The sequence below is a fragment of the Pseudomonas sp. SBT1-2 genome, assembly GCF_028640875.1.
Lineage (GTDB): Bacteria > Pseudomonadota > Gammaproteobacteria > Pseudomonadales > Pseudomonadaceae > Aquipseudomonas > Aquipseudomonas chlororaphis_I.
Genome location: NZ_JAQZAA010000077.1, coordinates 1 through 25,965, shown reverse-complemented (window position 1 = coordinate 25,965; position 25,965 = coordinate 1). Strand labels below are relative to the sequence as shown.

General features: G+C 64.0%; 25 protein-coding genes. 20 read left to right on the top strand and 5 right to left on the bottom strand.

Annotated elements, in window-relative coordinates:
• Positions 1-33 precede the first annotated feature (33 nt).
• Together PVZ78_RS13520 and PVZ78_RS13515 are read right to left on the bottom strand one after the other, a co-directional pair.
• Positions 34-639 (bottom strand): glutathione S-transferase, encoded by a 606-nt coding sequence (locus tag PVZ78_RS13520; protein WP_016701777.1) that lies wholly within the window; start codon positions 637-639, stop codon positions 34-36.
• Positions 640-1,023: 384 nt separating this feature from the next.
• Complete coding sequence (locus tag PVZ78_RS13515) at positions 1,024-1,491, bottom strand: NUDIX hydrolase (protein ID WP_009048460.1); 468 nt, start codon at positions 1,489-1,491, stop codon at positions 1,024-1,026.
• 272 nt (positions 1,492-1,763) lie between these two features.
• On the opposite strand from PVZ78_RS13515, the gene PVZ78_RS13510 reads away from it, so the two are divergent.
• Positions 1,764-2,630 carry a patatin-like phospholipase family protein gene (locus tag PVZ78_RS13510; RefSeq protein WP_273828800.1) on the top strand — a complete coding sequence of 289 codons (867 nt, stop codon included), beginning with the start codon at positions 1,764-1,766 and terminating at the stop codon, positions 2,628-2,630.
• 3 nt (positions 2,631-2,633) lie between these two features.
• Here the strand turns inward: PVZ78_RS13510 and PVZ78_RS13505 are convergent, their stop codons facing one another.
• On the bottom strand, positions 2,634-3,554 hold the full coding sequence (locus PVZ78_RS13505; RefSeq protein WP_009048462.1) for a MurR/RpiR family transcriptional regulator: 921 nt from the start codon (positions 3,552-3,554) through the stop codon (positions 2,634-2,636).
• 322 nt (positions 3,555-3,876) lie between these two features.
• Here PVZ78_RS13505 and PVZ78_RS13500 point away from each other — a divergent pair, with 322 nt between their 5' ends.
• From PVZ78_RS13500 to PVZ78_RS13425, 16 genes are all read left to right on the top strand, one after another.
• Positions 3,877-5,814, top strand: coding sequence for a bifunctional 5-dehydro-2-deoxygluconokinase/5-dehydro-2-deoxyphosphogluconate aldolase (locus PVZ78_RS13500; RefSeq protein ID WP_273828799.1), 1,938 nt, complete (start codon positions 3,877-3,879; stop codon positions 5,812-5,814).
• Positions 5,815-6,091: 277 nt separating this feature from the next.
• A complete protein-coding gene (gene iolE / locus PVZ78_RS13495) occupies positions 6,092-6,985 on the top strand; it encodes a myo-inosose-2 dehydratase (RefSeq protein WP_273828798.1) in 894 nt (297 codons plus the stop codon).
• Complete coding sequence (iolB, locus tag PVZ78_RS13490; RefSeq protein ID WP_273828797.1) at positions 6,982-7,791, top strand: 5-deoxy-glucuronate isomerase; 810 nt, start codon at positions 6,982-6,984, stop codon at positions 7,789-7,791. Before iolE ends, iolB begins: the two co-directional genes overlap by 4 nt.
• A 44-nt stretch (positions 7,792-7,835) precedes the next feature.
• Positions 7,836-9,335, top strand: coding sequence for a CoA-acylating methylmalonate-semialdehyde dehydrogenase (locus tag PVZ78_RS13485; protein ID WP_273828796.1), 1,500 nt, complete (start codon positions 7,836-7,838; stop codon positions 9,333-9,335).
• A gap of 35 nt (positions 9,336-9,370) precedes the next feature.
• A complete protein-coding gene (locus PVZ78_RS13480) occupies positions 9,371-10,192 on the top strand; it encodes a TIM barrel protein (RefSeq protein ID WP_273828795.1) in 822 nt (273 codons plus the stop codon).
• Between the two features lie 143 nt (positions 10,193-10,335).
• Entirely contained in the window at positions 10,336-12,270 is a 1,935-nt protein-coding gene (iolD, locus tag PVZ78_RS13475) for a 3D-(3,5/4)-trihydroxycyclohexane-1,2-dione acylhydrolase (decyclizing) (protein WP_273828794.1), read from the top strand.
• Between the two features lie 34 nt (positions 12,271-12,304).
• A complete protein-coding gene (locus PVZ78_RS13470) occupies positions 12,305-13,315 on the top strand; it encodes a Gfo/Idh/MocA family protein (RefSeq protein ID WP_101282254.1) in 1,011 nt (336 codons plus the stop codon).
• A gap of 274 nt (positions 13,316-13,589) precedes the next feature.
• Positions 13,590-14,450, top strand: coding sequence for a sugar phosphate isomerase/epimerase family protein (locus tag PVZ78_RS13465; RefSeq protein ID WP_273828793.1), 861 nt, complete (start codon positions 13,590-13,592; stop codon positions 14,448-14,450).
• A 273-nt stretch (positions 14,451-14,723) separates the two neighbouring features.
• A complete protein-coding gene (locus PVZ78_RS13460; protein ID WP_009048471.1) occupies positions 14,724-15,782 on the top strand; it encodes a Gfo/Idh/MocA family protein in 1,059 nt (352 codons plus the stop codon).
• Positions 15,783-15,912: 130 nt separating this feature from the next.
• Entirely contained in the window at positions 15,913-16,098 is a 186-nt protein-coding gene (locus PVZ78_RS13455; RefSeq protein WP_009048472.1) for a hypothetical protein, read from the top strand.
• 54 nt (positions 16,099-16,152) lie between these two features.
• Positions 16,153-17,079, top strand: coding sequence for a sugar ABC transporter substrate-binding protein (locus tag PVZ78_RS13450; RefSeq protein WP_009048473.1), 927 nt, complete (start codon positions 16,153-16,155; stop codon positions 17,077-17,079).
• Positions 17,080-17,149: 70 nt separating this feature from the next.
• On the top strand, positions 17,150-18,730 hold the full coding sequence (locus tag PVZ78_RS13445) for a sugar ABC transporter ATP-binding protein (protein ID WP_273828792.1): 1,581 nt from the start codon (positions 17,150-17,152) through the stop codon (positions 18,728-18,730).
• Positions 18,731-18,800: 70 nt separating this feature from the next.
• Positions 18,801-19,823 carry an ABC transporter permease gene (locus PVZ78_RS13440; protein ID WP_007923642.1) on the top strand — a complete coding sequence of 341 codons (1,023 nt, stop codon included), beginning with the start codon at positions 18,801-18,803 and terminating at the stop codon, positions 19,821-19,823.
• Between the two features lie 442 nt (positions 19,824-20,265).
• Positions 20,266-20,670: a TraR/DksA family transcriptional regulator gene (locus PVZ78_RS13435; protein WP_007923643.1), complete on the top strand. Its 405-nt coding sequence runs from the start codon at positions 20,266-20,268 to the stop codon at positions 20,668-20,670.
• 217 nt (positions 20,671-20,887) lie between these two features.
• Complete coding sequence (locus PVZ78_RS13430; protein ID WP_273828791.1) at positions 20,888-22,513, top strand: methyl-accepting chemotaxis protein; 1,626 nt, start codon at positions 20,888-20,890, stop codon at positions 22,511-22,513.
• Between the two features lie 131 nt (positions 22,514-22,644).
• Entirely contained in the window at positions 22,645-22,863 is a 219-nt protein-coding gene (locus tag PVZ78_RS13425; protein ID WP_009048476.1) for a hypothetical protein, read from the top strand.
• Between the two features lie 20 nt (positions 22,864-22,883).
• Here the strand turns inward: PVZ78_RS13425 and PVZ78_RS13420 are convergent, their stop codons facing one another.
• Both PVZ78_RS13420 and PVZ78_RS13415 read right to left on the bottom strand, forming a co-directional pair.
• On the bottom strand, positions 22,884-23,276 hold the full coding sequence (locus tag PVZ78_RS13420) for a hypothetical protein (protein WP_028682674.1): 393 nt from the start codon (positions 23,274-23,276) through the stop codon (positions 22,884-22,886).
• Between the two features lie 66 nt (positions 23,277-23,342).
• Positions 23,343-23,573 (bottom strand): hypothetical protein, encoded by a 231-nt coding sequence (locus tag PVZ78_RS13415; RefSeq protein WP_016701793.1) that lies wholly within the window; start codon positions 23,571-23,573, stop codon positions 23,343-23,345.
• Between the two features lie 544 nt (positions 23,574-24,117).
• Here PVZ78_RS13415 and PVZ78_RS13410 point away from each other — a divergent pair.
• The 3 genes from PVZ78_RS13410 to PVZ78_RS13400 all read left to right on the top strand — a co-directional run bounded on the left by PVZ78_RS13410 (position 24,118) and on the right by PVZ78_RS13400 (position 25,896).
• On the top strand, positions 24,118-24,567 hold the full coding sequence (locus tag PVZ78_RS13410) for a hypothetical protein (protein ID WP_031286381.1): 450 nt from the start codon (positions 24,118-24,120) through the stop codon (positions 24,565-24,567).
• Positions 24,564-24,761, top strand: coding sequence for a hypothetical protein (locus PVZ78_RS13405; RefSeq protein ID WP_038579802.1), 198 nt, complete (start codon positions 24,564-24,566; stop codon positions 24,759-24,761). Before PVZ78_RS13410 ends, PVZ78_RS13405 begins: the two co-directional genes overlap by 4 nt.
• 118 nt (positions 24,762-24,879) lie before the next feature.
• Entirely contained in the window at positions 24,880-25,896 is a 1,017-nt protein-coding gene (locus PVZ78_RS13400; RefSeq protein WP_009048480.1) for an ABC transporter substrate-binding protein, read from the top strand.
• Positions 25,897-25,965 lie beyond the last annotated feature (69 nt).

Here is a 25,965-nt window from a genome sequence, read left to right as displayed (position 1 = left end):
GGTGCTGCGGTAACACCGCGTCGTCCCGTGGCCTCAAACCATCGGTGTACTGACAAACAACTCCAACCCTTGCGCATACTCCGCAAACGCCTTGACCCTTGGGAACCGCGTGGCATCCAGGTGCTCGGCCACCACCAGCTGGGTAAAGCTCCAGGCCACGGCCAGGCTGATACCGGCCTGATCGATGCCGCCGTCGGTGGCCAGCGGACGTTTCTCCAATTCTCTCTCCAGCTCGCCATAGGCCGCCGCCAACTGCCCGCGAACCCGCTCCAGCCACGGTTCGTGCTGTTTTTCCGCGGGGCGCAGCTGGTACTCGTAGTAGATCTGCACCGACTTCTCGCAAGCCGCCAGCGCCAGGCCGATCAGCCGCAGGTCGTGGGCCCGCGCCTGGGGCGCCGCCGGCAACAGGCTGCGGCCGGCCAGGGCTTCCAGGTAGTCGATGATCAGGCACGAATCCATCAGCACCGTACCGTCGTCGCAGATCAGGGTCGGCGCCTTGACCACCGGGTTGATGCGCTGGAACTGCTCGAAGGTGCGAAACACCGACAACGCCTCATGCTCGAACGGGATATCCAGGCGCTTGAGGGTAATGGCGACACGGCGAACATAGGGTGAATCGAGCATACCGATCAGTTTCATTGAGCATTTCCTTGTGCGGAACAACGAGACAGGGGGAGGGCAGCGGCTAATTTAGCGGCAAATGTCCGGGGTTGGCTATCGGGGGCTGGTGATTGCTGTCAATCACCGATGACGGCTATTCCAGGTGCAATAAGACGAGGGTGAACGTTCTCGGGTGGCTGTCGGAGCAACGTTCGCGGGCAATCTGAAAACATGAGGCGGGCTATAAGCGTCGGAGTTGTACAAGTCCCGCCAAGTACTCCTGTCTATATACCGTTGATAACGGTTGAAAACCCGCAGCCTGATATTGCACTGCGGGTTCAAGTGCCCGAAACAGTAGCGAGCCTGTTCGACTGTTTCGGTTTGGCCGGCTCAATAAACCGCCGTGCATTTCAAACCGCTTGTTTATTGTTCACTCCAGGCGATTGCCCGATTGAAGGCCTCATAGGTTTCGGACTCGGTAAACTCTGCAGTCGGAACAATCTTGAGTGATTTCAGCAGGTCCTCAACATCGTCCTGCAGCCCGACTTGCACGAAGAACTGCTGGATACTGCTCATCTCGCTGTTGGTCAGGCTGCCCAGGAAATTCTTGCCCTGGTAGTTCTCGGCTACATAAAAGCTGTAGTTATTGTTGCCAACCCTGGACTTGTAGATTGACGTCAACCCACCGCTGCCCAAGGTGATTTTACCGTCGCTTTCCTCTTTCATCTCTCGGGCGATAGTGTCGTGATCGGTCTCTCCCGCATTCTTGGTTCCGCCGAAAAACTGCGGCATGCCGCCATACACGAGATTGGCGCGTTTAATGGGGAAGTAGAGGTAGCCATTATCCTCGTCTTCGGAATGGAGAAGAATTGCGTATGCTTTATCGACCATGATGCGCTCCTTGCGTGAGTTTGAACTTTTAACCTCAAACTTCCCTGGCACTACGAGGGACGTGTCCTGATGCCCATGACCAGCACTTGATTGAGCAGCGCAAGCACGAGTGTGCTGTGGAGCATCCGTTACCCAGCGTAGGTGAGCGATGTAGCCGGTGCCGGTCTTTCAGATGAAAAGCATGCGATGGCACGGGAGCCGCCAGACGGCCTCGTAGCGGAGTGTGGCAGCGCTATTGTGTAGGAAGGCTGAGTGTTGGCAGGAGAAGCGTTATGCATCCCACCAAAACCGCCCTTGTCCTTGCCGGTGGCGGCAGCCTCGGGGCTGTCCAGGTGGGGATGCTGCGGGCGCTGATCGAAAAACACGTGGTGTTCGACCTGGTGGTCGGGGCGTCGGTCGGCGCCCTCAACGGCGCCTACTTTGCCGCCAGGCCCAATGCCCGCGGCGTCGCCGAACTGGCCGATTTCTGGCGTGGCTTGCGCAAGGCCGACGTGTTTCCGTTTTCCGTGATTGACGCGCTGTCATCCGTGCTCAAGCGTCGCGGCTGCCTGTTGCCCTCGTCGGCGCTGGCGAGCCTGGTGCGCCGGGTGCTGCCGGTCACCCGCATCGAAGACACCGAACTGCCCCTGCATATCGTCACCACCAACCTGCTCACCGGGGCCGAGGAGCTGTTATCCAGTGGTAGCGTCGAGCAGGCCCTGCTGGCCAGTGCCGCGATTCCGCTGGTGTTTCCGTGGGTGCAGATCGGCGACAAGCTGCTGGTCGACGGCGGCGTCGCCAGTAACACCCCGATCGCCGCGGCGGTGTCGCTGGGCGCGACCCGGGTCATCGTGGTGCCGACCGGATTCGGTTGCGCCTGCCCGCGACCGCCGAGCGGCTTGATCGCCCTGGCCTTGCACACCCTGAACCTGATGAGCATGCGCCAGCTGGTGCGGGACATTGAGCTCTATTCGCCACAGGCGGCGATCCATGTGGTCGCGCCGTTGTGTCCGCTGGGCATTTCGGTGTTCGACTTCAGCCAGACCGAGCAACTGTTGCAACGGGCCCACCGGCAGACCCTGGCCTGGGTCGAGGAGGGCGGCCTGCTGCGCACCGGCGTGCCGGGGGCGTTGCAGGCGCATACGCACTCGGCGGGGTGAGGCTCAGTCCTCGAACCCCGCCTGCTCGTGAATCTCGTCGACCTTCAGTTCCAGGCGGTAGGCCACGGCGATGAACAGCGCCTGGCACAGGCACAGGGTCGCGCTCAAAGAGCGGAAGGCGAAGGAGCTGCCTTCGTTGACCAGCAGTACGCTGTTGGCGCGCTTGGCCAGGGGCGACAGGTTGCTGTCGGTGATGATCAGGGTCTTGGCCTGATGGTGCTGGGCGATGCGCAGGCAGTGCTGGGTTTCCTTGGCATACGGGGTGAAGCTGATGGCGATCACCAGGTCGTTGGGGCGGATGCTGCGCATCTGCTCGCGGTAGCTGCCGCCCAGGCCCGACACCAGGTGGATGCGCTTGTTGGTGTGCTGCAGGTTGTACACCAGGTAGTCGGCCACGGCGAAGGAGCGGCGCACCCCGACCACGTAGATGTTGTCGGCGTTGACCACCAGGTCCACGGCCTTGTCGAAGGCTGCGTCATCCAGCTCCAGGCCCAGGCGCTCGATGCCCGACAGGGTGGCATTGATGCACTCGCGCGCCAGGTCGCCGCCGCTGGCCTTCTGCGACTTGTTGGCGATCATGCTGCGGATGCGCTGCTGGTAGTTCTGGACCGGGGTGGTCTTGTGGGTGTAGGCCTCGCGGAACAGCGCCTGCATCTCGCTGAAGCCGCTGAAACCGAAGCGCTGGGAGAAGCGCACGATGGCCGAAGGGTGCACCTCGCATTCGCGGGCGATGTCGCTGATGCGGTCGACCATGATCCGGTCGCTCTGCTGGCTCATGTAGCTGGCGATGCGCTTGAGCTGGCGCGGCAGGCTTTCGTATTCCTGGGTGATCAGCTGCAACAGGCGTTCGGCATTGATCGGGGGGCTGGCGAGGTCGCTGTCTTGCGGGCTCTCGGTCGTGGCCGGCTGATCGGTGCGGGACATAGGCAATCCTTCTGTGCTTACTGGCTTGTACTTGATGGGAACGGGCGGGTTGATCCATTCCCTGACAATAGGTGGGCTGTGCGCAGTCTACAGGGTCGGCGCAGGGAAAATCTTGAGGCGCGGGCCCACAGGCCGTCTGCTGAAACGATGCACGCTGCCTGGACCGGCCTTGAAAAAGTTTATTGGAAAAAATATTCCACGTAAAAAATTTATAGAAAAAATATTGATTGGTGCCGGTGAACGTTTTAGTCTGCATCCACCACGAGCGTTCGGCGCCTACCTCGGTGCCACGCGCAGGCTGATAAAAATAACAGGAGCCAGCATGGGCCAGACTCGTTTTGCCAATGGGCGTCAATTGGATCTGATTTGCCTCGGACGCCTGGGCGTCGACCTCTATGCGCAGCAGGTCGGGGCCCGGCTGGAAGATGTCTCAAGCTTCGCCAAATACCTCGGCGGCTCGTCCGCCAACATCGCCTTCGGCACCGCACGCCTGGGCTTGCGCTCGGCGATGCTGAGCCGGGTCGGCGACGATCACATGGGGCGTTTTCTGGTGGAGTCCCTGGCCCGCGAAGGCTGCGATGTCAGCGCGATCAAGGTCGATCCGCAGCGCCTGACCGCCCTGGTCCTGCTCGGTCTCAAGGACCGCGAGACCTTCCCCCTGGTGTTCTACCGCGAGAACTGCGCCGACATGGCCCTGCGCGCCGAAGACATCAGCGAAGCCTTTATCGCCTCCAGCAAAGCCTTGCTGATCACCGGCACCCATTTCTCCACCGACAGCGTGTACCAGGCCAGCCTCCAGGCCCTGGAGTACGCCGAACGGCACAACGTCCAGCGCGTGCTCGACATCGACTACCGCCCGGTGCTCTGGGGCCTGGCCGGCAAGGCTGATGGCGAGACCCGCTTTGTCGCCGACCAGAACGTCAGCGCCCATGTGCAGAAGATCCTGCCGCGCTTCGACCTGATCGTCGGCACCGAAGAAGAATTCCTCATCGCCGGTGGCAGCGACGACTTGCTCAGCGCCTTGCGCGCCGTGCGTTCGCTGACCGCCGCGACCCTGGTGGTCAAGCTCGGCCCCCAGGGCTGCACGGTGATCCACGGGGCGATCCCGGCGCGCCTGGAAGACGGCGCCATTTACCCCGGGGTGCGGGTCGAAGTGCTCAACGTGCTGGGGGCGGGCGATGCCTTTATGTCCGGCTTCCTCAGCGGCTGGCTGGAGGACGCCAGCGACGAGCGCTGCTGCCAGCTGGCCAATGCCTGCGGCGGTTTAGTCGTGTCGCGCCATGCCTGCGCGCCGGCGATGCCGACCCGCGCCGAGCTGGATTACCTGTTCAGCAGCCCGGTACCCATCACCCGGCCGGACCAGGACAGCACCCTGCAGCGCCTGCATCAGGTCAGCGTGCCGCGCAAGGCCTGGAAGCAGCTGTTCATCTTTGCCTTCGATCATCGTGGGCAGTTGGTGGAACTGGCGCAGAAGGGCGGGCGCGAGCTCAAGTCCATCAGTCAGCTCAAGCAGCTGTTTATCCAGGCCGTGGAGCGGGTCGAGGCCGACTTGCGCGCGCAGGGCGTCGAGGCCGATGTCGGCCTGCTGGCCGACCAGCGTTTCGGCCAGGACTCGCTGAACGCCGCCACCGGCCGTGGCTGGTGGGTGGCGCGGCCGGTGGAGGTCCAGGGCTCGCGGCCGCTGGCCTTCGAACACGGGCGTTCGATCGGCAGCAACCTGATTGCCTGGCCCCAGGAGCAGATCATCAAGTGCCTGGTGCAGTACCACCCGGACGACGAGCCGCTGCTGCGCCTGGAGCAGGAAGCGCAGATCAAGGGCCTGTACCAGGCGTCCCAGGTCAGCGGCCATGAGCTGCTGCTGGAAATCATTCCGCCCAAGGACCACCCCTCGACCCACCCGGACGTGCTCTACCGCGCCCTCAAGCGCCTGTACAACCTGGGCATCTTTCCGGCCTGGTGGAAGATCGAGGCGCAAAGCGCCGAGCAGTGGAAGCAGCTCGATGAGCTGATCGAGGAGCGCGACCCCTATTGCCGTGGCGTGGTGCTGCTGGGTCTCAACGCCCCGGCGGCGGCCCTGGCCGAGGGCTTCCGCCAGGCCGGCAATAGCCGCACCTGCCGCGGGTTCGCCGTGGGCCGCACGATTTTCCACGAGCCGAGCCGGGCCTGGCTGGCCAGCGAGATCGACGACGAAACCCTGATCCGCCGGGTGCAGGCGACCTTCGTCGAGCTGATCGACGCCTGGCGCGCCGCCCGCGCCTGAGCATAGAGCCTGACCGCAAGAGCCTTGACGCAACACCTGTAGCCGCTGCCGAGCGTAGCGAGGCTGCGATCGGTGGCGCAGCCACCGCAAGCGTTGTACCTGACACTACGCGTTGTCAGGTTTTGCGAGCGCTGCGCGCTCGATCGCAGCCTCGCTACGCTCGGCAGCGGCTACAGGGCTACAGGGCTACAGGGCTACAGGGCTACAGGGGCTACGGCAGTGGGTACGAGGCCGGGAATTTTTCAGAACGCTTTAGAAAACAATAAAAGGTGCAGCCATGCCCGCAATCCGAATTGGCATCAACCCGATTTCCTGGAGCAACGACGACCTGCCGTCCCTCGGCGGCGAAACGCCTTTGAGCACGGCGCTGAGCGAGGGCAAGGCAATCGGCTACGAAGGTTTCGAGCTCAACGGCAAGTTCCCCAAGGATGCCAAGGGCGTCGGCGATGTGCTGCGCCCGTATGACCTGGCGCTGGTTTCGGGCTGGTATTCCAGCCGCCTGGCCCGGCGCTCGGTGGCCGAGGAGATCGACGCCATCGCCAGCCATGTCCAGCTGCTGGCGCAGAACGGCGCCAGGGTGCTGGTCTACGGCGAGGTCGCCGACTCGATCCAGGGCCAGCGCATTGCCCTGGTGGAGCGTCCGCGTTTTCACAGCGAGCAGGCCTGGCAGGAATACGCCGACAAGCTCACCGAGCTGGCGCGTTTCACCCTGTCCCAGGGCGTGCGCCTGGCGTACCACCACCATATGGGCGCCTACGTCGAATCGCCGGCGGACATCGATAAGTTGATGGGCCTGACCGGCAGCGAAGTCGGCCTGCTGTTCGATTCGGGCCACTGCTACATGGGCGGCGGCGAACCGCTGGAGGTGCTGCGCAAGCACATCGGGCGCATCTGCCACGTGCACTTCAAGGATGTGCGCAAGCCGGTGGTGCAGCTGGCGCGCAACAACCTGTGGAGTTTCCCCGACTGCATCATCAACGGCACCTTCACCGTGCCGGGGGATGGCGACATCGATTTCGCCGCGCTGCTGGACGAGCTGCTGGCCGCCGATTACCAGGGCTGGCTGGTGGTGGAGGCCGAGCAGGACCCGGCGGTGGCGCCGAGCTACGTCTATGCCAAGAAGGGCTATGACACCCTGCGCGCATTGCTAGATGAGAGGACCGGACAATGAGCCTGCTGGTAAAAAGCGCAACCAAAGGCCGGACCATGGTCCAGTTGGCTGAAGGCCGGCTGCAGTACGTCGGTTTCGCCGCCTACCGCCTGAGCCTCGGTGAAAGCCTGCCTCTCAGTGCCGGTGATAAAGAGCTGTGCCTGGTGCTGCTCAGCGGACGCATCGGCATTCAGGGCGAGGCGCCGGGGCAGGGCGCCTTCGGCTGGGACAACCTCGGCGACCGGCAGTCGGTGTTCGAGGACAAGTCGCCCTTCGCCGTCTACCTGCCACCCGGCAGCCAGGCCCAGGTCACGGCCCTGAGCGATGTGCAGATCGCCGTCTGCGCCGCTCCCGGCGCTACCAGCAACAGTCTCGGCCCCCGGCTGATCCTTCCTGCGAGCATGAGGCGCAGCGTGCGCGGCAAGGGCGCCAACACCCGCTATGTGTGCGACATCCTGCCGGACAGCGAGCCGGCCCATTCGCTGCTGGTGGTGGAGGTGCGCACACCGTCCGGGCATTCCTCCAGCTACCCGCCGCACAAGCACGACACCGACGACCTGCCGCACCAGAGCTTTCTCGAGGAGACCTATTACCACCAGGTCAATCCGCCCCAGGGCTTTGTTTTCCAGCGGGTCTACACCGATGACCGCAGCATCGATGAGGCCATGGCCGTGGAACACGGCGACTTGGTGGTGGTGCCCAAGGGTTACCACCCGGTCAGCGTGCCCTATGGCTACGAGTCCTATTACCTGAACGTCATGGCCGGGCCCAAGCGGGTCTGGCAGTTCCATAACGATCCGCAGCACAGCTGGCTGCTGGATCTGTGATTTCCAACATCTGAATTCCAACAGTCGAATGGAGAACAAGAACAATGAGTGACGCCCCGGTAATCGGCCATTACATCGACGGTCAGGTGCAAGGCAGCGGCGAGCGCTTCGCCAACGTATTCAACCCGGCCACCGGCCGCGTGCAGGCCCAGGTCGCCCTGGCCAGCCAGAAGACGGTGGACGATGCCGTTGCTTCGGCGATGAAGGCCTTCTCGGCCTGGTCCGAGCAGTCGGCGCTGCGCCGTTCGCGGGTGATGTTCAAGTTCAAGGAACTGCTGGACCGACACCACAACGAGCTGGCAGAGATCATCACCCGCGAGCATGGCAAGGTGCTGTCCGACGCCCGCGGCGAAGTGACCCGCGGCATCGAGATCGTCGAGTTCGCCTGTGGCGCGCCGAGCCTGCTGAAAACCGCTTTCAGCGACAACATCGGCGGCGGCATCGACAACTGGAACCTGCGCCAGCCCCTGGGCGTGTGCGCCGGGGTCACCCCGTTCAATTTCCCGGTGATGGTGCCGCTGTGGATGATCCCGCTGGCCCTGGTCAGCGGTAACTGCTTCATCCTCAAGCCGTCCGAGCGCGACCCGTCCGCCAGCCTGCTGATGGCCCGCCTGCTGACGCAAGCCGGGCTGCCCGATGGCGTGTTCAACGTGGTCCAGGGCGACAAGGCGGCGGTGGACGGGCTGTTGCAGCACCCGGACATCGAAGCGATTTCCTTTGTCGGCTCGACGCCGATCGCCGAGTACATCCACCGGCAGGCCACTTCCCGCGGCAAGCGCGTGCAGGCCCTGGGCGGGGCGAAGAACCATATGATCGTGATGCCCGATGCCGACCTCGACCAGGCCGCCGACGCCCTGATCGGCGCGGCCTACGGTTCGGCCGGCGAGCGCTGCATGGCGATCTCCATCGCCGTGGCGGTGGGTGATGTCGGTGACCGGTTGATCGAGAAACTGCGGCCGCGCATCGACCAGTTGAAGATCGGCAACGGCATGCAGGGCGACAGCGACATGGGGCCGCTGGTGACCGCCGAGCACAAGGCCAAGGTCGAAGGTTTCATCGACCAGGGCGTGGCCCAGGGCGCGCAACTGCTGGTGGACGGCCGGGGCTTCAAGGTGCCGGGGGCAGAGCAGGGCTTCTTTGTCGGCGCCACCCTGTTCGACGGCGTGACGACCGAGATGAGCATCTACCAGGAGGAAATCTTCGGCCCGGTGCTGGGCATCGTCCGGGTAGCGGATTTCGCCAGCGCGGTGGCGCTGATCAACGCCCATGAATTCGGCAACGGCGTGTCCTGCTTCACCAGCGACGGCGGCGTGGCCCGGGCCTTCGCCCGCAGCATCAAGGTCGGCATGGTCGGCATCAATGTGCCGATCCCGGTGCCCATGGCCTGGCATTCCTTCGGCGGCTGGAAGCGCTCGCTGTTCGGTGATCACCACGCCTACGGCGAGGAAGGCCTGCGTTTCTACAGCCGCTACAAGAGTGTGATGCAGCGCTGGCCGGACAGCATCGCCAAGGGCCCCGAGTTCAGCATGCCGACCGCCAAGTAAAACCCTTCAACCCGTTGCTCTGGAGAACAAGAATAATGAGCCAGCCCCTGCGTTTCGCCCTGAATCGTATGGTTGCCCCACGTTTGAGCCTGCCGGCGTTCATCGAGCTGGCGGTGACCCTGAAAGCCGATGCCATCGAGATCCGCAATGACCTTGCGGGCGTGGAGATCGAAGACGGCACGCCGCCGCAACAGGTGCGCCAGTTGTGCGCGGCCCACGGCATCCAGGTGCTGTCGATCAATGCGCTGTACCCCTTCGATGTCTGGAACGACGAGCGTCGCGCCCAGGCCCTGAAGCTCGCCGCCTATGCCCGCGACTGCGGCGCCCGCGGTCTGGTGATGTGCCCGCTGAATGATCGTGCTGATAGCCGCAATGAAGCCGAGCGCAGCGCCGGTTTGCGCACTGCCTTGACTGAGCTGGCGCCGATCCTGCGCGAGCACGGGATTCTCGGGTTTATCGAACCCCTGGGCTTCGAGGAATGTTCCCTGCGGCGCAAGCGCACGGCGGTGGAGGCGATCCGCGCCATCGGCGGGCTGGATGTGTTCCGCCTGGTGCACGACACCTTTCACCATCACCTGGCCGGCGAGCAGGAGTTCTTCCCCGAGCTCACCGGGCTGGTGCATATCTCTGGGGTCGAGGATCGCGAGGCGCCCCTGGCGAGCATCCGCGACGGCCATCGGGTGCTGGTGGGCGAGGGCGACATCCTCGGCAACGCGGCGCAGATCGAGACCCTGCTCGAGCGCGGCTACAGCGGCCACCTGTCGTTCGAACCCTTCGCCGACAGCGTGCATGGGCTGGCGGATATCCAGCGGGCGATCGGCGCCAGCATCGACCACCTCAAGCAGGCCCTGGCCTGATGCATTCCCCCACTGTAGGAGCGAGCTTGCTCGCGATGGACGCTAACGATGACGCGATATGCCTGTAGAAACGCGGTGAGTCTGAATCCATCGCGAGCAAGCTCGCTCCTACAGGGTTCAGCGTATCTATTGAAGGTGCAGACATGACTACGACACGACTGACCATGGCCCAGGCCCTGGTGAAATTCCTCGACAACCAGTACGTCGAGATCGATGGGGTGCAGAGCAAGTTCGTCGCCGGGATCTTCACCATCTTCGGCCACGGCAACGTGCTCGGCCTGGGCCAGGCACTGGAGCAGGACAGCGGCGAGCTGCTGGTGCATCAGGGCCGCAACGAGCAGGGCATGGCCCACGCCGCCATCGGCTTCGCCAAGCAGCACCTGCGGCGCAAGATCTACGCCTGTACTTCGTCGGTGGGCCCGGGCGCGGCGAACATGCTGACCGCCGCGGCGACCGCCACCGCCAACCGCATTCCCTTGTTGCTGCTGCCCGGCGATGTCTACGCCAGCCGCCAGCCCGACCCGGTATTGCAGCAGATCGAGCAGTTCCACGATCTGAGCATCAGCACCAACGATGCCTTCAAGGCCGTGAGCAAATACTGGGACCGGATCAACCGCCCCGAGCAACTGATGACCGCGGCGATCCACGCCATGCGCGTGCTCACCGACCCGGCGGAAACCGGCGCGGTGACCCTGGCCTTGCCCCAGGATGTGCAGGCCGAGGCCTACGATTACCCGGATTACTTCCTGCAAAAACGCGTGCACCGCATCGAACGCCGGCCGGCCAGCGCCGCCATGCTCGCGGATGCCGTGGCGGCCTTTGCCGGCAAGCGCAAGCCGTTGATCATCTGCGGCGGCGGGGTCAAATACTCCGGGGCCAACGAAGCTCTGCAAACCTTTGCCGAGCGCTTCGACATTCCCTTCGCCGAAACCCAGGCCGGCAAGAGCGCGGTGGTTTCCAGCCATCCGCTGAACCTCGGCGGCATCGGCGAGACCGGTTGCCTGGCGGCCAACCTGCTGGCGAAGGAGGCGGACCTGATCATCGGCATCGGCACCCGCTACAGCGATTTCACCACCGCGTCGAAGTCGCTGTTCCGCGCCGATGCGCAGTTTCTCAACCTGAATATCAGCCCCTGCGATGCCCTGAAACTCGATGGCGTGCAGCTGCTGGCGGATGCCCGGGAAGGCCTGAACGAACTGGCCGCGGCCCTGGCGCGCAGCGACTACCAGGCGGCCTGGGGCGCGCAGATCAGCCAGGCGCGGGCGCAGCTGGACGCGGAGGTGGACCGGGTCTACCAGGTCGAATACCACGCCGAGGGTTTTGTCCCGGAAATTAACGACCACATGGACCCGGCGGTGCTGCGCGAATTCATCGAACTGACCGGCTCCTGCCTGACCCAGAGCCGGGTGCTGGGGGTGCTCAACCAGACCCTGGCCGACGACGCGGTGATCGTCGCCGCCGCCGGCAGCCTGCCCGGCGACCTGCAACGCAGCTGGCGCAGCAAGGGGGTCAACACCTACCACGTCGAGTACGGCTATTCCTGCATGGGCTACGAGGTCAACGCGGCCCTGGGGGTCAAGCTCGCCGAGCCCCAGCGCGAGGTCTACGCCCTGGTGGGCGACGGCTCCTACCTGATGCTGCATTCGGAGCTGGCCACCTCGATCCAGGAGCGGCGCAAGATCAACGTGGTGCTGCTGGACAACATGACCTTCGGCTGCATCAACAACCTGCAGATGGAACACGGCATGGACAGCTTCGGCACCGAGTTCCGCTTCCGCAACCCGGAAACCGGCAAGCTCGACGGTGCCTTCGTGCCGGTGGATTTCGCCATGAGCGCGGCGGCCTATGGCTGCAAGACCTACAAGGTGAGGACCGTGCAAGAGCTGCAGGCGGCCCTGGCCGATGCGCGGACCCAGAGCGTGTCGACCCTGATCGATATCAAGGTCCTGCCCAAGACCATGATCCACAAGTACCTGTCCTGGTGGCGGGTCGGGGTGGCGCAGGTGTCCACCAGCGCCCGTACCGATGCGGTGGCCAGACAACTCAACGAACGCCTGGCCAAGGCCCGGCAGTACTGATTGCTCTCGAACGAACAACAACAGGAGTAGCACCATGTCTTTGAAACTGGGCGTCATCGGTACCGGGGCCATCGGCCAGGACCATATCCGTCGTTGCAGCCAGACCCTGCTGGGCAGCCAGGTGGTGGCGGTCACCGATATCAACCTGGAGCAGGCGGCGAAGGTGGTGGCCGAGCTGAAGATCGCCGCCGAGGTGTATCCCGATGGCCACGCGCTGATCAAGGCGCCGGAGGTCGAGGCGGTGCTGGTCACCTCCTGGGGGCCGAGCCATGAAGAGTTCGTGCTGGCGGCCATCGCCGCCGGCAAGCCGGTGTTCTGCGAGAAGCCGCTGGCGGTGACCGCCGCCGGCTGCCGCAAGATCGTCGAGGCCGAGATGGCCCACGGCAAGCGCCTGGTCCAGGTGGGCTTCATGCGCCCCTACGATGCTGGCTACCGCGCGCTGAAGGCGGTGATCGACAGCGGCCAGATCGGCGAGCCGCTGATGCTGCACTGCGCCCACCGCAACCCGCGGGTCGGCGAGAACTACAAGACCGACATGGCGATCACCGACACCCTGATCCATGAGCTGGACGTGCTGCGCTGGCTGCTGGCCGACGACTACGTGTCGGTGCAGGTGGTGTTCCCGCGCAAGTCGAGCAAGGCGTTGGCGCATCTGCGCGACCCGCAGGTGGTGCTGCTGGAAACCGCTAAGGGCACGCGCATCGACGTCGAGGTCTTCGTCAACTGCCAGTACGGCTATGACATCCAGTGCGAAGTGGTGGGCGAGACCGGCATCGCCAAATTGCCGGAGCCGTCCCAGGTGCAGTTGCGCAGCGAGGCCAAGTTGTCCAACGCGATCCTGATGGACTGGAAGGACCGCTTTATCGCCGCTTATGACGTCGAGCTGCAGGCCTTTATCGACGGCGTGCGGGCCGGGCAGGTGGGCGGTCCTTCGGCCTGGGACGGTTATGCCGCGGCGGTGGCCGCCGATGCCTGCATCGAGGCGCAGAACAGCGGGCAGATCGTCAAGGTCGCGCAACCGCCGCGCCCGGCATTCTACGGCTGAATGCTGATTTTGTAGGAGCAGCCGGTCGACGCTCGATTGCCCGCGATGAACCTGAGAGCGCCGCGTTTATCCAGAAAATACGCGTCATCGTTAACGTCCATCGCGAGCAAGCTTCGCTCCTACAGGGTAGGCAGCAACTTTGTAGCCGCTGCCGAAGGCTGCGATCGCGACCGAAGGGCGCGCAAGGCCTCAAGATCGCTGAAGGCCTTCGGCCTTATCGCAGCCTGCGGCAGCGGCTACAGGTCACTACTTCAGATTTGGGGAGAACACTAAAATGCGCATTGCACTGGACCCCTACATGTACCGCCACCTGCCGCTGGGCCAGATGACCGACAAGGCCGCCGAACTGGGCTATGAGTACATCGAGCTGTCGCCCCGCGAGGATTTCCTGCCGTTCTACAAGGCGCCCCGGGTCGACCGGGCGCGGATCAAGGCGTTTCGCAAGGCCCTGAATGACAGCGGCGTGCAGCTCTCGTCGCTGCTGCCGATGTACCACTGGGCCGCCGCCGACGAAGGCTTGCGCATGGCGGCGGTGCGCAACTGGAAGCGGGCGATCCAGATCGCCGTGGAACTGGACTGCGAGCTGGTCAACACTGAGTTCACCGGCCAGTCGGACAACCCGCTGGTGTGCGAGAACCAGTTCATGCGCTCCATGGACGAGTTGATTCCGGAGTTCGAGCGCGAGGGCATCAAGCTGGATATCCAGGCCCACCCCTATGATTTCTGCGAGCGCAACAACGAGTCGGTGGACATCATCCGCGGCTTCGACCGGGACTGGATCAACTACCTGTACGCGGCGCCGCACACCTTCTTCTACGACGACGGCAAGGGCGATATCGCCTCGATGCTCAAGTATGCGGGCAGCAAGCTCAGCCACCTGATCATCGCCGACACCTACAACCACAAGGCGTCTTCGAGCCTGCGCTATATCGTCAACCCGCCGGGCGTCACCGCCACCGTGCACCAGCACCTGGACATCGGCCAGGGCGAAGTGGACTGGACGGCGTTCTTCGATACCTTGCGCGAGATCCAGTTCGACGGCATCGCCACGGTCTCGGTGTTCGCCTGGGAAGACCGCCCGGACGAATCCAACCGGATGATGCTGGAGCGGGTCAGCAGCGAACTGTGCCGCTGAAGCGACCCCTGTGGTCGGATCATGCGGATCGAATGGGGAGCGGCCGGCATTTCTACGTACCGCCGTTTGTAGGAGCAGCCGGTCGACGCTCGATTGCTCGCGATGAACCTGAAGATGCTGCGTTTCGTCAGGAAATACGCGTCATCGTTGACCTCCATCGCGAGCAAGCTTCGCTCCTACAAGGGCGAGTTGATTACCGTTACCGCGTGGTCGATCGCAGGCTGCGCCAGCGGCTACAGCAGTACAACGGTTCTATATAAGGAGGGCTTTGCGATGCGCATTGGTTTGGTGGGTTACGGCCATGGCGGCCGACATTTTCACGCACCGCTGATTGCCAGCCTGCCCGGCGCGACTTTTGTCGGGGTGGTCACCCGCTCGGCCGAGCGCCGGCAACTGCTGGCGGCGGAGCATCCCGGGGTGCGGGCCTTCGACAGCATCGAGCAACTGGTGGCGGCCGGGGTCGACGGGCTGGTGATTTCCACCCCGCTGGAGGGCCGCGCGGCGTTGGTGCTGGAAGCCATCGAGCGCGGTGTCCCGGTGGTCAGCGACAAGCCCTTCGCCAGCGACGTGGAACAGGCGCGGGCGCTGATCGACGCCGCTGCAACCCGCCGGGTGCCGCTGAGCCTGTACATGAACCGGCGCTGGGACTCGGACTTCCTCACCCTGCGCAAGCTGATCGACAGCGGCACCCTGGGCAGCGTCAGCCGCTTCGAGTCGCGGGTCGAGCGCTATGTGCCGCAGGCCGTGGGCAATGCCAGCGGCGGCGGGTTCCTGCGCGATCTTGGCAGCCATCTGGTGGACCAGGCCTTGCAGCTGTTCGGCCCGGTGACCCGGGTCTACGCCGAGTTGCAGTACGCCGCCCAGGCGCCGACCTGCGACTACGGTTTTTTCCTCGCCCTGAGCCATGCCAATGGCGTGGTTTCACATTTGTCCGGTAGTTGTCTGCAGAACTGCCAGGGGCCGCGGTTCCGGGTCAGCGGTTCGGCCGGCAGTTATACGGTCGAGGGCCTGGACGGCCAGGAGCAGGCGCTGGTCGCCGGTCTGTCGCCGCAGACCGAGGGCGAGCGCTGGGGCGTCGAGGAACACCGGCGCTGGGGCTGGTTCGAGCAGGGCGAGATTCGTGAGCGGATAGCCTCCGAGCGGGGCGACTGGTTGCAGTTCTATAAACGCTGGCAGGCGGCGCTGCAAGGGCAGGGGCCGCTGCCGGTGACGCCGGCCGAGGCCCTGGCCACCACCCGCGTACTGGACGCCGCGCGCCTGAGCTGGCGCCAGCGCCAGGTGGTGGAAATGGCCGATTTCCGGCTGCAGAATGAATTTGGAATAAAATTCTAAAATGAGTTGATATAGAAATTATTTTCCAATAAAGTCGTTTCCAGGTTGCCGACTAGCAGGGTTCTCGCACCGACCTCAAGCCCGCCTTGAGCCGAGTGGAACCCGCCAACAAAAACAACAGGTACCGTCGATGAAAACCTTCAGTTCCGCTTTGCATCTGCTTCGTCGCGCATTCTTGCGCCGCCGTCCGCTGTCTCGCCAAACATCCCGGCCTGCCGCCATCGTCCAGTCCCTGGTCCGCCTGCTTTGCGTCGAACGCAAGGGCGCGCTGGTGTGCTGCATGCCCGGCGCGCCGATCGTGCGTCTGCCTCACTGAGTGGTTTCTGCGCTTTATCCATAAAACCTACAAGAATGTGGAGAAAGACCTTTCATGAAGACCAAGACCCGTTTTGCCACGCTCGCCCTGTCCCTGTTGCTGGGCAGCGGCTCGGCGTTCGCCGACCTGAAGATCGGCGTGAGCATGTCGCAGTTCGACGACACCTGGCTGACCTACCTGCGCGAATCCATGGACCAGAAAGCCAAGTCCCTGCCGGACGGCGTCACCCTGCAGTTCGAGGACGCCCGGGCCGACGTGGTCAAGCAGCTGAGCCAGGTGGAAAGCTTTATCAGCCAGAAGGTCGATGCCATCGTGGTCAACCCGGTGGACACCGCGGCGACCCGCAAGATCACCGAGGCGGCGGTCAAGGCCGGGATTCCGCTGGTCTACGTCAACCGCCGTCCGGACGACCTGAACCTGCCCAAGGGCGTGGTCACCGTGGCCTCCAACGACCTGGAGGCCGGGCAGATGCAGATGCAGTACCTGGCCGACAAGATGGGCGGCAAGGGCGAGGTGGTGATCCTGCTGGGCGACCTGGCGAACAACTCCACCACCAACCGCACCAAGGGCGTCAAGGAAGTGCTGGCTAAATATCCGGGGATCAAGGTCGAGCAGGAACAGACCGGGATCTGGCTGCGGGACAAGGCCATGACCCTGGTCAACGACTGGCTGACCCAGGGCCGCAAGTTCGACGCGGTGGTGGCCAACAACGATGAAATGGCCATCGGCGCCGCCATGGCGCTGAAGCAGGCCGGGGTGGAGAAGGGCAGCGTGCTGATCGCCGGGGTCGACGGCACGCCCGATGGCCTGCGCGCGGTGCAGAAGGGCGACCTGGCGGTCTCGGTGTTCCAGGATGCCAAGGGCCAGGCCGACGGCTCGATCGACACCGCGGTGAAGATGGCCAGGCACGAGCCGGTGGAGCAGGCGGTGTGGGTGCCTTATCGCCTGATCACCCCGGAAAACGTCGCCCAGTTCAAATAAGCTCGTCCGTTCCATAACAACAATAAGCCGACGGGGTGGCCCGGCTGCCCCGCGGATGGAGTACCTGATCATGTTCGCTTCAGCGACTGCTTCGAGCATCCCGGCGGCGGCTGTGCAGCCTGCCGTCCAGTCTGCCCAGTCCGGGTCTGAACAGCAGCCCTACCTGCTGGAAGTCATCAACGTCAGCAAGGGTTTTCCCGGGGTTGTCGCCCTGTCCGATGTGCAGCTGCGGGTGCGTCCCGGCACGGTGCTGGCGCTGATGGGGGAGAACGGCGCGGGCAAGTCGACCCTGATGAAAATCATCGCCGGGATCTACCAGCCGGACGCCGGCGAGCTGCGGCTCAAGGGCCAGCGGGTGAATTTCGAGACGCCGCTGGCGGCCTTGCAGGCGGGGATCGCGATGATCCACCAGGAACTCAACCTGATGCCGCACATGAGCATCGCCGAGAACATCTGGATCGGCCGCGAGCAGCTCAACGGCCTGCATATGATCGACCACCGCGAGATGCACCGCTGCACCGCGCTGTTGCTGGAACGCCTGCGGATCAACCTCGACCCCGAGGAACAGGTGGGCAACCTGAGCATCGCCGAGCGGCAGATGGTGGAGATCGCCAAGGCGGTGTCCTACGACTCCGACATCCTGATCATGGACGAGCCGACCTCGGCCATTACCGAGAAAGAGGTGGCGCACCTGTTCTCGATCATCGCCGACCTCAAGGCCCAGGGTAAGGGCATCATCTATATCACCCACAAGATGAACGAAGTGTTCGCCATCGCCGATGAAGTGGCGGTGTTCCGCGACGGCGCCTACATCGGCCTGCAACGGGCCGACAGCATGGACGGCGACAGCCTGATCTCGATGATGGTCGGCCGCGAACTGAGCCAGTTGTTCCCGGTGCGCGAGAAGCCCATAGGCGAGCTGCTGATGTCGGTGCGCGACCTGCGCCTGGACGGGGTGTTTGAGGGGGTGTCCTTCGACCTGCACGCCGGGGAGATTCTCGGCATCGCCGGGCTGATGGGCTCGGGCCGCACCAACGTGGCCGAGACGATTTTCGGCATCACCCCCAGCGACGGCGGCGAGATCCGCCTCGACGGCCAGCCGGTGCGCATCAGCGACCCGCACATGGCCATCGAAAAGGGTTTTGCCCTGCTGACCGAGGACCGCAAGCTCAGCGGCCTGTTCCCCTGCCTGTCGGTCCTGGAAAACATGGAGATGGCGGTGCTGCCGCACTATGCCGGCAACGGTTTCATCCAGCAGAAGGCCCTGCGCGCCCTGTGCGAAGACATGTGCAAGAAGCTGCGGGTCAAGACCCCGTCCCTGGAGCAGTGCATCGACACCCTGTCCGGCGGCAACCAGCAGAAGGCCTTGCTCGCCCGCTGGCTGATGACCAACCCGCGGGTGCTGATCCTCGACGAACCGACCCGCGGCATCGACGTCGGCGCCAAGGCTGAGATCTACCGGCTGATCGCCTACCTCGCCGGCGAAGGCATGGCGGTGATCATGATCTCTTCGGAGCTGCCGGAAGTGCTGGGCATGAGCGACCGGGTGATGGTCATGCACGAGGGCGAACTGATGGGCACCCTCGACCGCGGCGAAGCGACCCAGGAGAAGGTCATGCAACTGGCTTCCGGGATGTCCCTGGTCCACTAGCCGGCAAACGTATCAAGGCCACCGGCGAGGTGTGTTCGCCGCCGGCCATACAAGAAGAAGGTGAAGGCTTATGAACGCGATACTGGAAAACAAACCCGCGGCGGCGCCAGCCAGAACGCGCCGGCGCCTGCCCACCGAACTGAGCATCTTCCTGGTGCTGATCGGCATCGGCCTGGTGTTCGAACTGTTCGGCTGGATAGTGCGCGACCAGAGCTTCCTGATGAACTCCCAGCGCCTGGTGCTGATGATCCTGCAGGTGTCGATCATTGGCCTGCTGGCTATCGGCGTGACCCAGGTGATCATCACCACCGGCATCGACCTGTCGTCCGGCTCGGTGCTGGCGCTGTCGGCGATGATCGCCGCCAGCCTGGCGCAGACCTCGGACTTCACCCGCGCGGTGTTCCCGTCGCTGACCGACCTGCCGGTGTGGATCCCGGTGGTGGCCGGGCTGGGGGTAGGGCTGCTGGCGGGGGCGATCAACGGCAGCATCATCGCCATCACCGGCATCCCGCCCTTTATCGCTACCCTCGGCATGATGGTCTCGGCGCGCGGCCTGGCGCGTTATTACACCGAAGGCCAGCCGATCAGCATGCTCTCGGATTCCTACACGGCCATCGGCCACGGCGCGATGCCGGTGATCATCTTCCTGGTGGTGGCGGTGATCTTCCATATCGCCCTGCGCTACACCAAGTACGGCAAGTACACCTACGCCATCGGCGGCAACATGCAGGCGGCGCGGACCTCGGGGATCAACGTCAAGCGCCACCTGGTGATCGTCTACAGCATCGCCGGGCTGCTGGCGGGGCTGGCCGGGGTGGTGGCCTCGGCGCGGGCGGCGACCGGGCAGGCGGGCATGGGCATGTCCTACGAGCTGGACGCCATCGCCGCGGCGGTGATCGGCGGCACCAGCCTGGCCGGTGGCGTGGGGCGCATCACCGGCACCGTGATCGGAGCGCTGATCCTCGGGGTGATGGCCAGCGGTTTCACCTTCGTCGGTGTCGATGCCTACATCCAGGACATCATCAAGGGCCTGATCATCGTGGTGGCGGTGGTCATCGACCAGTACCGCAACAAGCGCAAGCTCAAGCGCTGAGCCCTGTGCTTCTGTAGGAGCGAAGCTTGCTCGCGATGGACTTCAACGATAACGCTTAGCATCTGATGCACCGCGGCGTATTGACGATTATCGCGGGCAAGCCTCGCTCCTACAGAAGCCTTGCACCACGGCAGCGGCAGGCCTTTTTCGGGCCTGCCGTTGCCGTTTGTCTTCTAAAAGACCCCGGCCGATGGAATTTCTTGTTATAAACGCACTCCGATAACCGCCGCCAAAGCCAGCCCTGGCGGGCTTTCAGGGCTTGTCGGACAAATTCGATGTCATTTCAGTTGCTGAGGCCTCAAACGGGCCTTAGACTGCCGCCCCTCGTAAATTGAGTGCCGGGTGGCGCTTGGAATGTATGGCGCCTTTCCGATGCCCCGAAAGGGGGCACGGAAAACAGCTTTAATTCGCCTTAATGCACGTATTTTTTATAGAGAAATCAATGACAAAGGAAAAGTTGCTGGCCATGCCGGCGGATGACTACATGAACGCCGAGCAGCTGGCTTTTTTCACTGAGCTGTTGCAGGCCATGAAGGTCGAAACCCACGAGCGCATCGAACAGAACCGAATCGCCATTGAGAGCCTGGACACCCCGGCCGACCCTGCCGACGCAGCTTCCGTAGAGGAAGAGCGGACCTGGCTGGTCAACGCTATCGACCGCGACCAGCGCATGCTGCCGCAACTGGAGCAGGCCCTGGGCCGTATCGGCGACGACAGCTTCGGCTGGTGCGACGACAGCGGCGAGCCGATCGGCCTGAAACGCCTGCTGATCAGCCCGACCACCAAGTACTGCATCGAAGCTCAGGAACGTCACGAGCAGATCGACAAGCACCAGCGTCAGGCCTGATCGCCAAGACTTCTCCCCTCGCGGGCAAGCCCCACCCCAAGGTCGCCACTGCACCTGGGCTGGCAGGCTTGCCCGCGAGTCGTTTGTGGGCGCCCTGAAAGCCCCTCGCGCATTTCTATTGATCTGCTGCAAACCTGCGACTAATGGACCATGGATAATGGCTTTTTAGTGGCGTTCAATGCAGAGCAAATAATTAGAAAAACGTGGGGTAATCCAGATGACGCAAGACGGATCTTTGTCGGCTGCCACTGCGCAACCGCTGCCAACAGCCCAAGCCACCCGGCGCTGGTGGGGTCCAGCCCTGCAAAGCAGCGCCTTGCTGCTGGTGTTGTATGCCCTGTCCCAGGGGCTGCTTGCCTTCTACCTTGCCGTGCCGCTGATGCTGCTGATCGTCTGGCTGCCGCGCCTGGCCAGGCCCAAGGCCGCAGCGCCGGCGAGCAGCGTCGACAACGGCGAGATCGCCGCGCTGACTCGCGACCTGTCCTACAGCACCAGCCATAACGCGCTGTCGGCCGCCGGCGTGGCCTATTCGGTCCGGCAACTGGCCGGGCGGGTGCAGTCGCAACTGGACTCGGCGGCGCGCATCGTCAGCAGCGCCGAGGCGATGATCCACACCGAGCAACTGGCCGCGCAGCTCAGCCAGCAGGCCCTGAGCGCCGCCAGCGAAGCCCACCGCAGCAGCGCCGAAGGCAGCGTGGTGCTGGGCGAGTCGATCACCCGCATGCACCGCCTCAGCCAAAGCGCCAACGACAGCCGTGAACTGATCGAAGCCTTGAGCCAGCGCAGCGAAGACATCCAGCGGGTGGCGCTGGTGATCCAGTCGATTGCCAGCCAGACCAACCTGCTGGCGCTGAATGCCGCCATCGAGGCGGCGCGGGCCGGGGAGCACGGGCGCGGGTTCGCCGTGGTGGCCGATGAAGTGCGCGGCCTGGCCGGGCGCACGGCCACCGCCACCGACGAGGTCGGGGTGATGGTCGGCGATATCCAGCAGCGCACCGCCCAGGTGGTGGAGCAGATCCGCCAGCTGTCCAGCGACCTGAACACCGGGGTGGAGCAGGTCGAGTCCACCGGCCAGCATTTGCAGAACATCGCCCGGCTGGCGGCCGGGGTGGAAAGCCAGGTCGGCGAGATCGCTAGAGGCGCCGAGACCAATCGCCAGCAACTGGACAGCTTGTTCCATGCCGTGGAGCAGGTGCGCGGCGACCTGGCGGTGAGCGACCAGCAGACCCGCAGACTGGCCGAGGCGGCGGTGCAGATGGAAGGGCAGGCGGAAATCATCAGCGAACGCCTGGCCGAGGTCGGCCTGGATGACTATCACCAACGCATCTACGACCTGGCCCAGGAAGGCGCGCGGCGCATCGCCGAGCAGTTCGAGGCGGACCTGGACGCCAGCCGCATCAGCCTCGACGACCTGTTCGACCGCAGCTACCAGCCGATCGCCAATACCCAGCCGGTGAAATACCAGACCCGCTTCGACCGCTACGCCGATCAGGTGCTGCCGGCGATCCAGGAGCCGTTGCTGGCGCGTCACGAAGGCCTGGTGTTCGCCATCGCCTGCACACCCCAGGGCTACGTGCCGACCCACAACCAGGTGTTCTCGCAGCCGCTGACCGGCGATCCGCAGGTGGATACCTTGCACAACCGCACCAAGCGCAAGTTCGAGGACCGCACCGGCATCCGCTGCGGCAGCCACCAGCAGCCACTGTTGCTGCAAACCTATACTCGCGATACCGGCGAGCTGATGCACGATTTGTCGGTGCCGATCAGGGTCAAGGGCCGGCATTGGGGCGGCCTGCGCCTGGGCTACAAGCCGGAGCAGGCTGTCGAGGCCGCGCGCGGCTGAAGCCGGGCAGGGCCGGCCATTGTTACCGGCCCTGCAACGAAGCTGTGCAAGAGATGGCTTTTTCCCAGTATGGGAACTCATTAGTATGACGACATTGTTAGCTAGCTAACTAGTTGTCAGGAGAAGTCCTCATGCAAAGCAAAGTCGATGTCGCAGTGATGATTGGTAGCGGTGTACCGGCCACCTTTCGCGCGGTCGGGCTGAATGTGTGCTGGGTCGTGCTGGTGAATGGCGAGCGCCGCGGCGCGCCGTTCGCCAGCCGGGAGGAGGCCGTGGAATGCCAGGCGTCCTGGCTGGCCCAGCTGGCGCGGGACAAGGCCGGACACCCGCTGTTCAGCCGTTCGGCCTGAGGGCGCAGGCACCCGCGCCTTCAGACCTCGCTGCCGATCACCGCGCTTTCGGCCTGGAACAGTGCCACCTGGGCCATCGACAAGGCGCTGCTGGCGGCCTGCGCCTGGGCCCGGGCGGCGGACAAGGCCTGCATGTGCGCGTCGGTTGTGCGATGCCGGGCGGCGCTTTGCACCATCGCCAGGCGCTCGTTGGCCTTGCGCAGCCGTTGCTGCAATTGCTCGATCTGTTTGCGCAGCAGCCTGATGCGTTTCTTTTTCGCTTCGAGCACGCCGTCGGGAGCAGCGTTGGTCGCCCGGGTGATCGCGGTGCGCAGGTCAAACGGATCGCTCGCCGGGCTTTCGCTGCCCGCCGCGCCTGGCAGGGCGAACTCGGCCAGGGACGGGAGGCGGGCAGGTGGGTTGAGGTCGATCATCATGGCGCTCTTTACAGGAAGGCTCGCCAATATGTCGGTCGGGCGCGGCAATCCTTTACTGTGGGTTCAGAGGTTCAGGGCGCCCTGGTCGACGGCCTGCTTGAGGGCGCGGGCGGCGTCCTTGGCGGCAGCTTCGGCCAGTTCCGCGGTCTTGAACCAACGGTCCTTTTCCACCTGGTGGTAGCGCACGGTGCGCAGCGGTGGCTTGGCGCGCATCACGATCACGGCCTGGAACTCGCCCTCGACGTCCCGGGCTTCGCCATGAATGAAAAACTCGCCTATATCGAATTCCGTCACGTCCGACTTTCCCCTGGAAAATATGCTGGTGAAGCTGGCCGGTGGCTGGCTTCAAGGTCGCGGCAGTATGGCAGTTGTTGCCCGTCGATGGCTGAGTTAAGTCACGCAAGTGGCTGACCGGCAGGATAAAAGAGGTTTTTTCAGCGATTTGCTCACGCATGGGTTGCTCTGAATACATAAAGTTGCTCTAGAATTGCCCCGGCAGTCAGAGATTGATGTTTACCTGCAGCACTCCCGTCCCATTAAGGGTGACGAAAGGATCGTGAGGTTTTCCGATCGACAGTGAGTGCGCAGCTTTCTCGGCGGGTCGGAACCACTTCTTCTGCGCTTGATGCGGGCCAAACGGTCCGGTAGTCCTTCCGGTTGTCCTGGGGAGGGGCGAACCGGTGTTTGCGCCTACGCGTTGGCGAGTGGTGCTTTTTCGGATTGTTTTCATGTGGAGTCACGGCGCCGGTTCGGCCGCCTTTTTCTGCTGTCCGTCGTTTACGCGGGCAGAGTCATTTTCAGTTTCGGGGATCTTTCCTTGGCAGTCAGTAATCTTGATATGCACGCGTTGTTCGTCCTGGGCGATTTGCGCGCAAAGTTGGTCAAACAGTTCCAGTCACGTTTCGTCTACATCACCGAACAGACGCCGGAAGGCATTTACGTCGCCGAAATCGATACCGAGACGGCGCTGGTCGTGGACGACAAGCCACGCCTGGAACTCAAGGTCGGCGATCATTTCCGCGCGGCGGTCCTGCCCAGCCGTGAAGGCGGCAAGTTCGAAATCCGTTTTCGCGAGATCAAGCTGACCGTCTACGGCCTGGGCGAATACGCCTTTGTCAGCACCGCCGACGGCCACGCCATCCTGTTCAAGGAAGGCCACAGCGTAGTGACGGTGTTCGCCGCCAACCAGCAGTTGCAGGAAGGCCTGACCAAGACCCTGAAAGCCGTGACCGGCAAGGCCGCCAAATGGCGCAAGGGTGAACTGGTGAGCTTCAAGGCCAGCGAGTGAGCCGCGCCGAATTCCATCAGCAGCATCTTGCGCGCGCCCGCGCCGAGGCCCAGCGCCTGTTCGAACAGAAAGCCGTGTTGCAAGGCGCCTGGCTGGCCTGGGTGGCTTCGCAGCTGTATGTCCTGAAGCCTGCGGCATACGCCAGCATGGTGCGCCGCGAGTTGCAGCGCCTGCAGGAGCAGGGCGAAAACTGAAGTCCCCGTCGAAAGCAGGAACCTCTACTACAGTCAGATGACTCAATTAGTCAGAGGCTTGCGGTGCCAAACCGCGAGACCATCCTGCAACGCTGTGAACGGCACAAGGGGCACAGGCATGAAAGGACTGCGGACACTGCTGGGCGGCGCGCTGCTCGGCCTGGGTATTTTGCTGGCGCCCGCCGGCGCTTGGGCGGCACCGGCGCCGATCCACTTCGCCGACCTGAACTGGGAAAGCGGCAGCCTGATCACCGATATCCTGCGCACCATCGTCGAGAAGGGTTACGACCTGCCGACCGACACCTTGCCGGGCACCACCATCACCCTGGAAACCGCGCTGGCCAACAACGACATCCAGGTCATCGGCGAAGAGTGGGCCGGACGCAGCCCGGTGTGGGTCAAAGCCGAGGCCGAGGGCAAGGTAGCGGCCCTGGGCGACACGGTTAAGGGCGCGACCGAAGGCTGGTGGGTGCCGGAATATGTGGTCAAGGGCGACCCGGCCAAGGGCATCAAGCCACTGGCGCCGGGCCTGCGCAGCGTCACGGACCTTGCGCGCTACAAGGATGTGTTCAAGGACCCGGAAAGCCCGGGCAAGGGGCGTTTTCTCAACAGCCCCATCGGCTGGACCTCGGAAGTGGTGAACAAGCAGAAGCTCAAGGCCTATGGCCTGACCGACAGCTATGTGAATTTCCGCAGCGGTTCCGGTGCGGCGCTGGACGCCGAGATCACTTCATCGATCCGTCGCGGCCAGCCGGTCCTGTTCTACTACTGGTCGCCGACCCCCTTGCTCGGTCGCTTCAAGCTGATCCAGCTGGAGGAGCCGCCGTTCGATGCGGAGGCCTGGAAAACCCTGACCGACGCCGACCACCCCAATCCACGCCCCACGCGCTCTCTGGCTTCGAAGCTGTCCATCGGCGTGTCCACGCCGTTCCAGAAGCAGTACCCGCAGATCGCCGAGTTCTTCGGCAAGGTCGATTTGCCGATCGAGGCGCTGAACAAGGCCCTGGCGGAGATGAGCGAGAAGCACACGCCGCCCCGGGAAGCGGCGCGGGCGTTTCTCAAGGCGCATCCGCAGGTGTGGCGGGCGTGGTTGCCCGGGGATGTGGCGGATAAGGTCAGTGCCAGTCTCGATTGAGAGATTGCGGTGAGAGTGAGATCGCTATCGCGGGCAAGCCTCGCTCCTACAGAAGTTTGCGTAACCCTG

Bases quoted from the DNA above. Each gene is read 5' to 3' on its own strand.
- PVZ78_RS13520 (WP_016701777.1), bottom strand. From the start codon at position 639: ATGAAACTGATCGGTATGCTCGATTCACCCTATGTTCGCCGTGTCGCC.
- PVZ78_RS13515 (WP_009048460.1), bottom strand. From the start codon at position 1,491: ATGGTCGATAAAGCATACGCAATTCTTCTCCATTCCGAAGACGAGGAT.
- PVZ78_RS13510 (WP_273828800.1), top strand. From the start codon at position 1,764: ATGCATCCCACCAAAACCGCCCTTGTCCTTGCCGGTGGCGGCAGCCTC.
- PVZ78_RS13505 (WP_009048462.1), bottom strand. From the start codon at position 3,554: ATGTCCCGCACCGATCAGCCGGCCACGACCGAGAGCCCGCAAGACAGC.
- PVZ78_RS13500 (WP_273828799.1), top strand. From the start codon at position 3,877: ATGGGCCAGACTCGTTTTGCCAATGGGCGTCAATTGGATCTGATTTGC.
- iolE (WP_273828798.1), top strand. From the start codon at position 6,092: ATGCCCGCAATCCGAATTGGCATCAACCCGATTTCCTGGAGCAACGAC.
- iolB (WP_273828797.1), top strand. From the start codon at position 6,982: ATGAGCCTGCTGGTAAAAAGCGCAACCAAAGGCCGGACCATGGTCCAG.
- PVZ78_RS13485 (WP_273828796.1), top strand. From the start codon at position 7,836: ATGAGTGACGCCCCGGTAATCGGCCATTACATCGACGGTCAGGTGCAA.
- PVZ78_RS13480 (WP_273828795.1), top strand. From the start codon at position 9,371: ATGAGCCAGCCCCTGCGTTTCGCCCTGAATCGTATGGTTGCCCCACGT.
- iolD (WP_273828794.1), top strand. From the start codon at position 10,336: ATGACTACGACACGACTGACCATGGCCCAGGCCCTGGTGAAATTCCTC.
- PVZ78_RS13470 (WP_101282254.1), top strand. From the start codon at position 12,305: ATGTCTTTGAAACTGGGCGTCATCGGTACCGGGGCCATCGGCCAGGAC.
- PVZ78_RS13465 (WP_273828793.1), top strand. From the start codon at position 13,590: ATGCGCATTGCACTGGACCCCTACATGTACCGCCACCTGCCGCTGGGC.
- PVZ78_RS13460 (WP_009048471.1), top strand. From the start codon at position 14,724: ATGCGCATTGGTTTGGTGGGTTACGGCCATGGCGGCCGACATTTTCAC.
- PVZ78_RS13455 (WP_009048472.1), top strand. From the start codon at position 15,913: ATGAAAACCTTCAGTTCCGCTTTGCATCTGCTTCGTCGCGCATTCTTG.
- PVZ78_RS13450 (WP_009048473.1), top strand. From the start codon at position 16,153: ATGAAGACCAAGACCCGTTTTGCCACGCTCGCCCTGTCCCTGTTGCTG.
- PVZ78_RS13445 (WP_273828792.1), top strand. From the start codon at position 17,150: ATGTTCGCTTCAGCGACTGCTTCGAGCATCCCGGCGGCGGCTGTGCAG.
- PVZ78_RS13440 (WP_007923642.1), top strand. From the start codon at position 18,801: ATGAACGCGATACTGGAAAACAAACCCGCGGCGGCGCCAGCCAGAACG.
- PVZ78_RS13435 (WP_007923643.1), top strand. From the start codon at position 20,266: ATGACAAAGGAAAAGTTGCTGGCCATGCCGGCGGATGACTACATGAAC.
- PVZ78_RS13430 (WP_273828791.1), top strand. From the start codon at position 20,888: ATGACGCAAGACGGATCTTTGTCGGCTGCCACTGCGCAACCGCTGCCA.
- PVZ78_RS13425 (WP_009048476.1), top strand. From the start codon at position 22,645: ATGCAAAGCAAAGTCGATGTCGCAGTGATGATTGGTAGCGGTGTACCG.
- PVZ78_RS13420 (WP_028682674.1), bottom strand. From the start codon at position 23,276: ATGATCGACCTCAACCCACCTGCCCGCCTCCCGTCCCTGGCCGAGTTC.
- PVZ78_RS13410 (WP_031286381.1), top strand. From the start codon at position 24,118: ATGCACGCGTTGTTCGTCCTGGGCGATTTGCGCGCAAAGTTGGTCAAA.
- PVZ78_RS13400 (WP_009048480.1), top strand. From the start codon at position 24,880: ATGAAAGGACTGCGGACACTGCTGGGCGGCGCGCTGCTCGGCCTGGGT.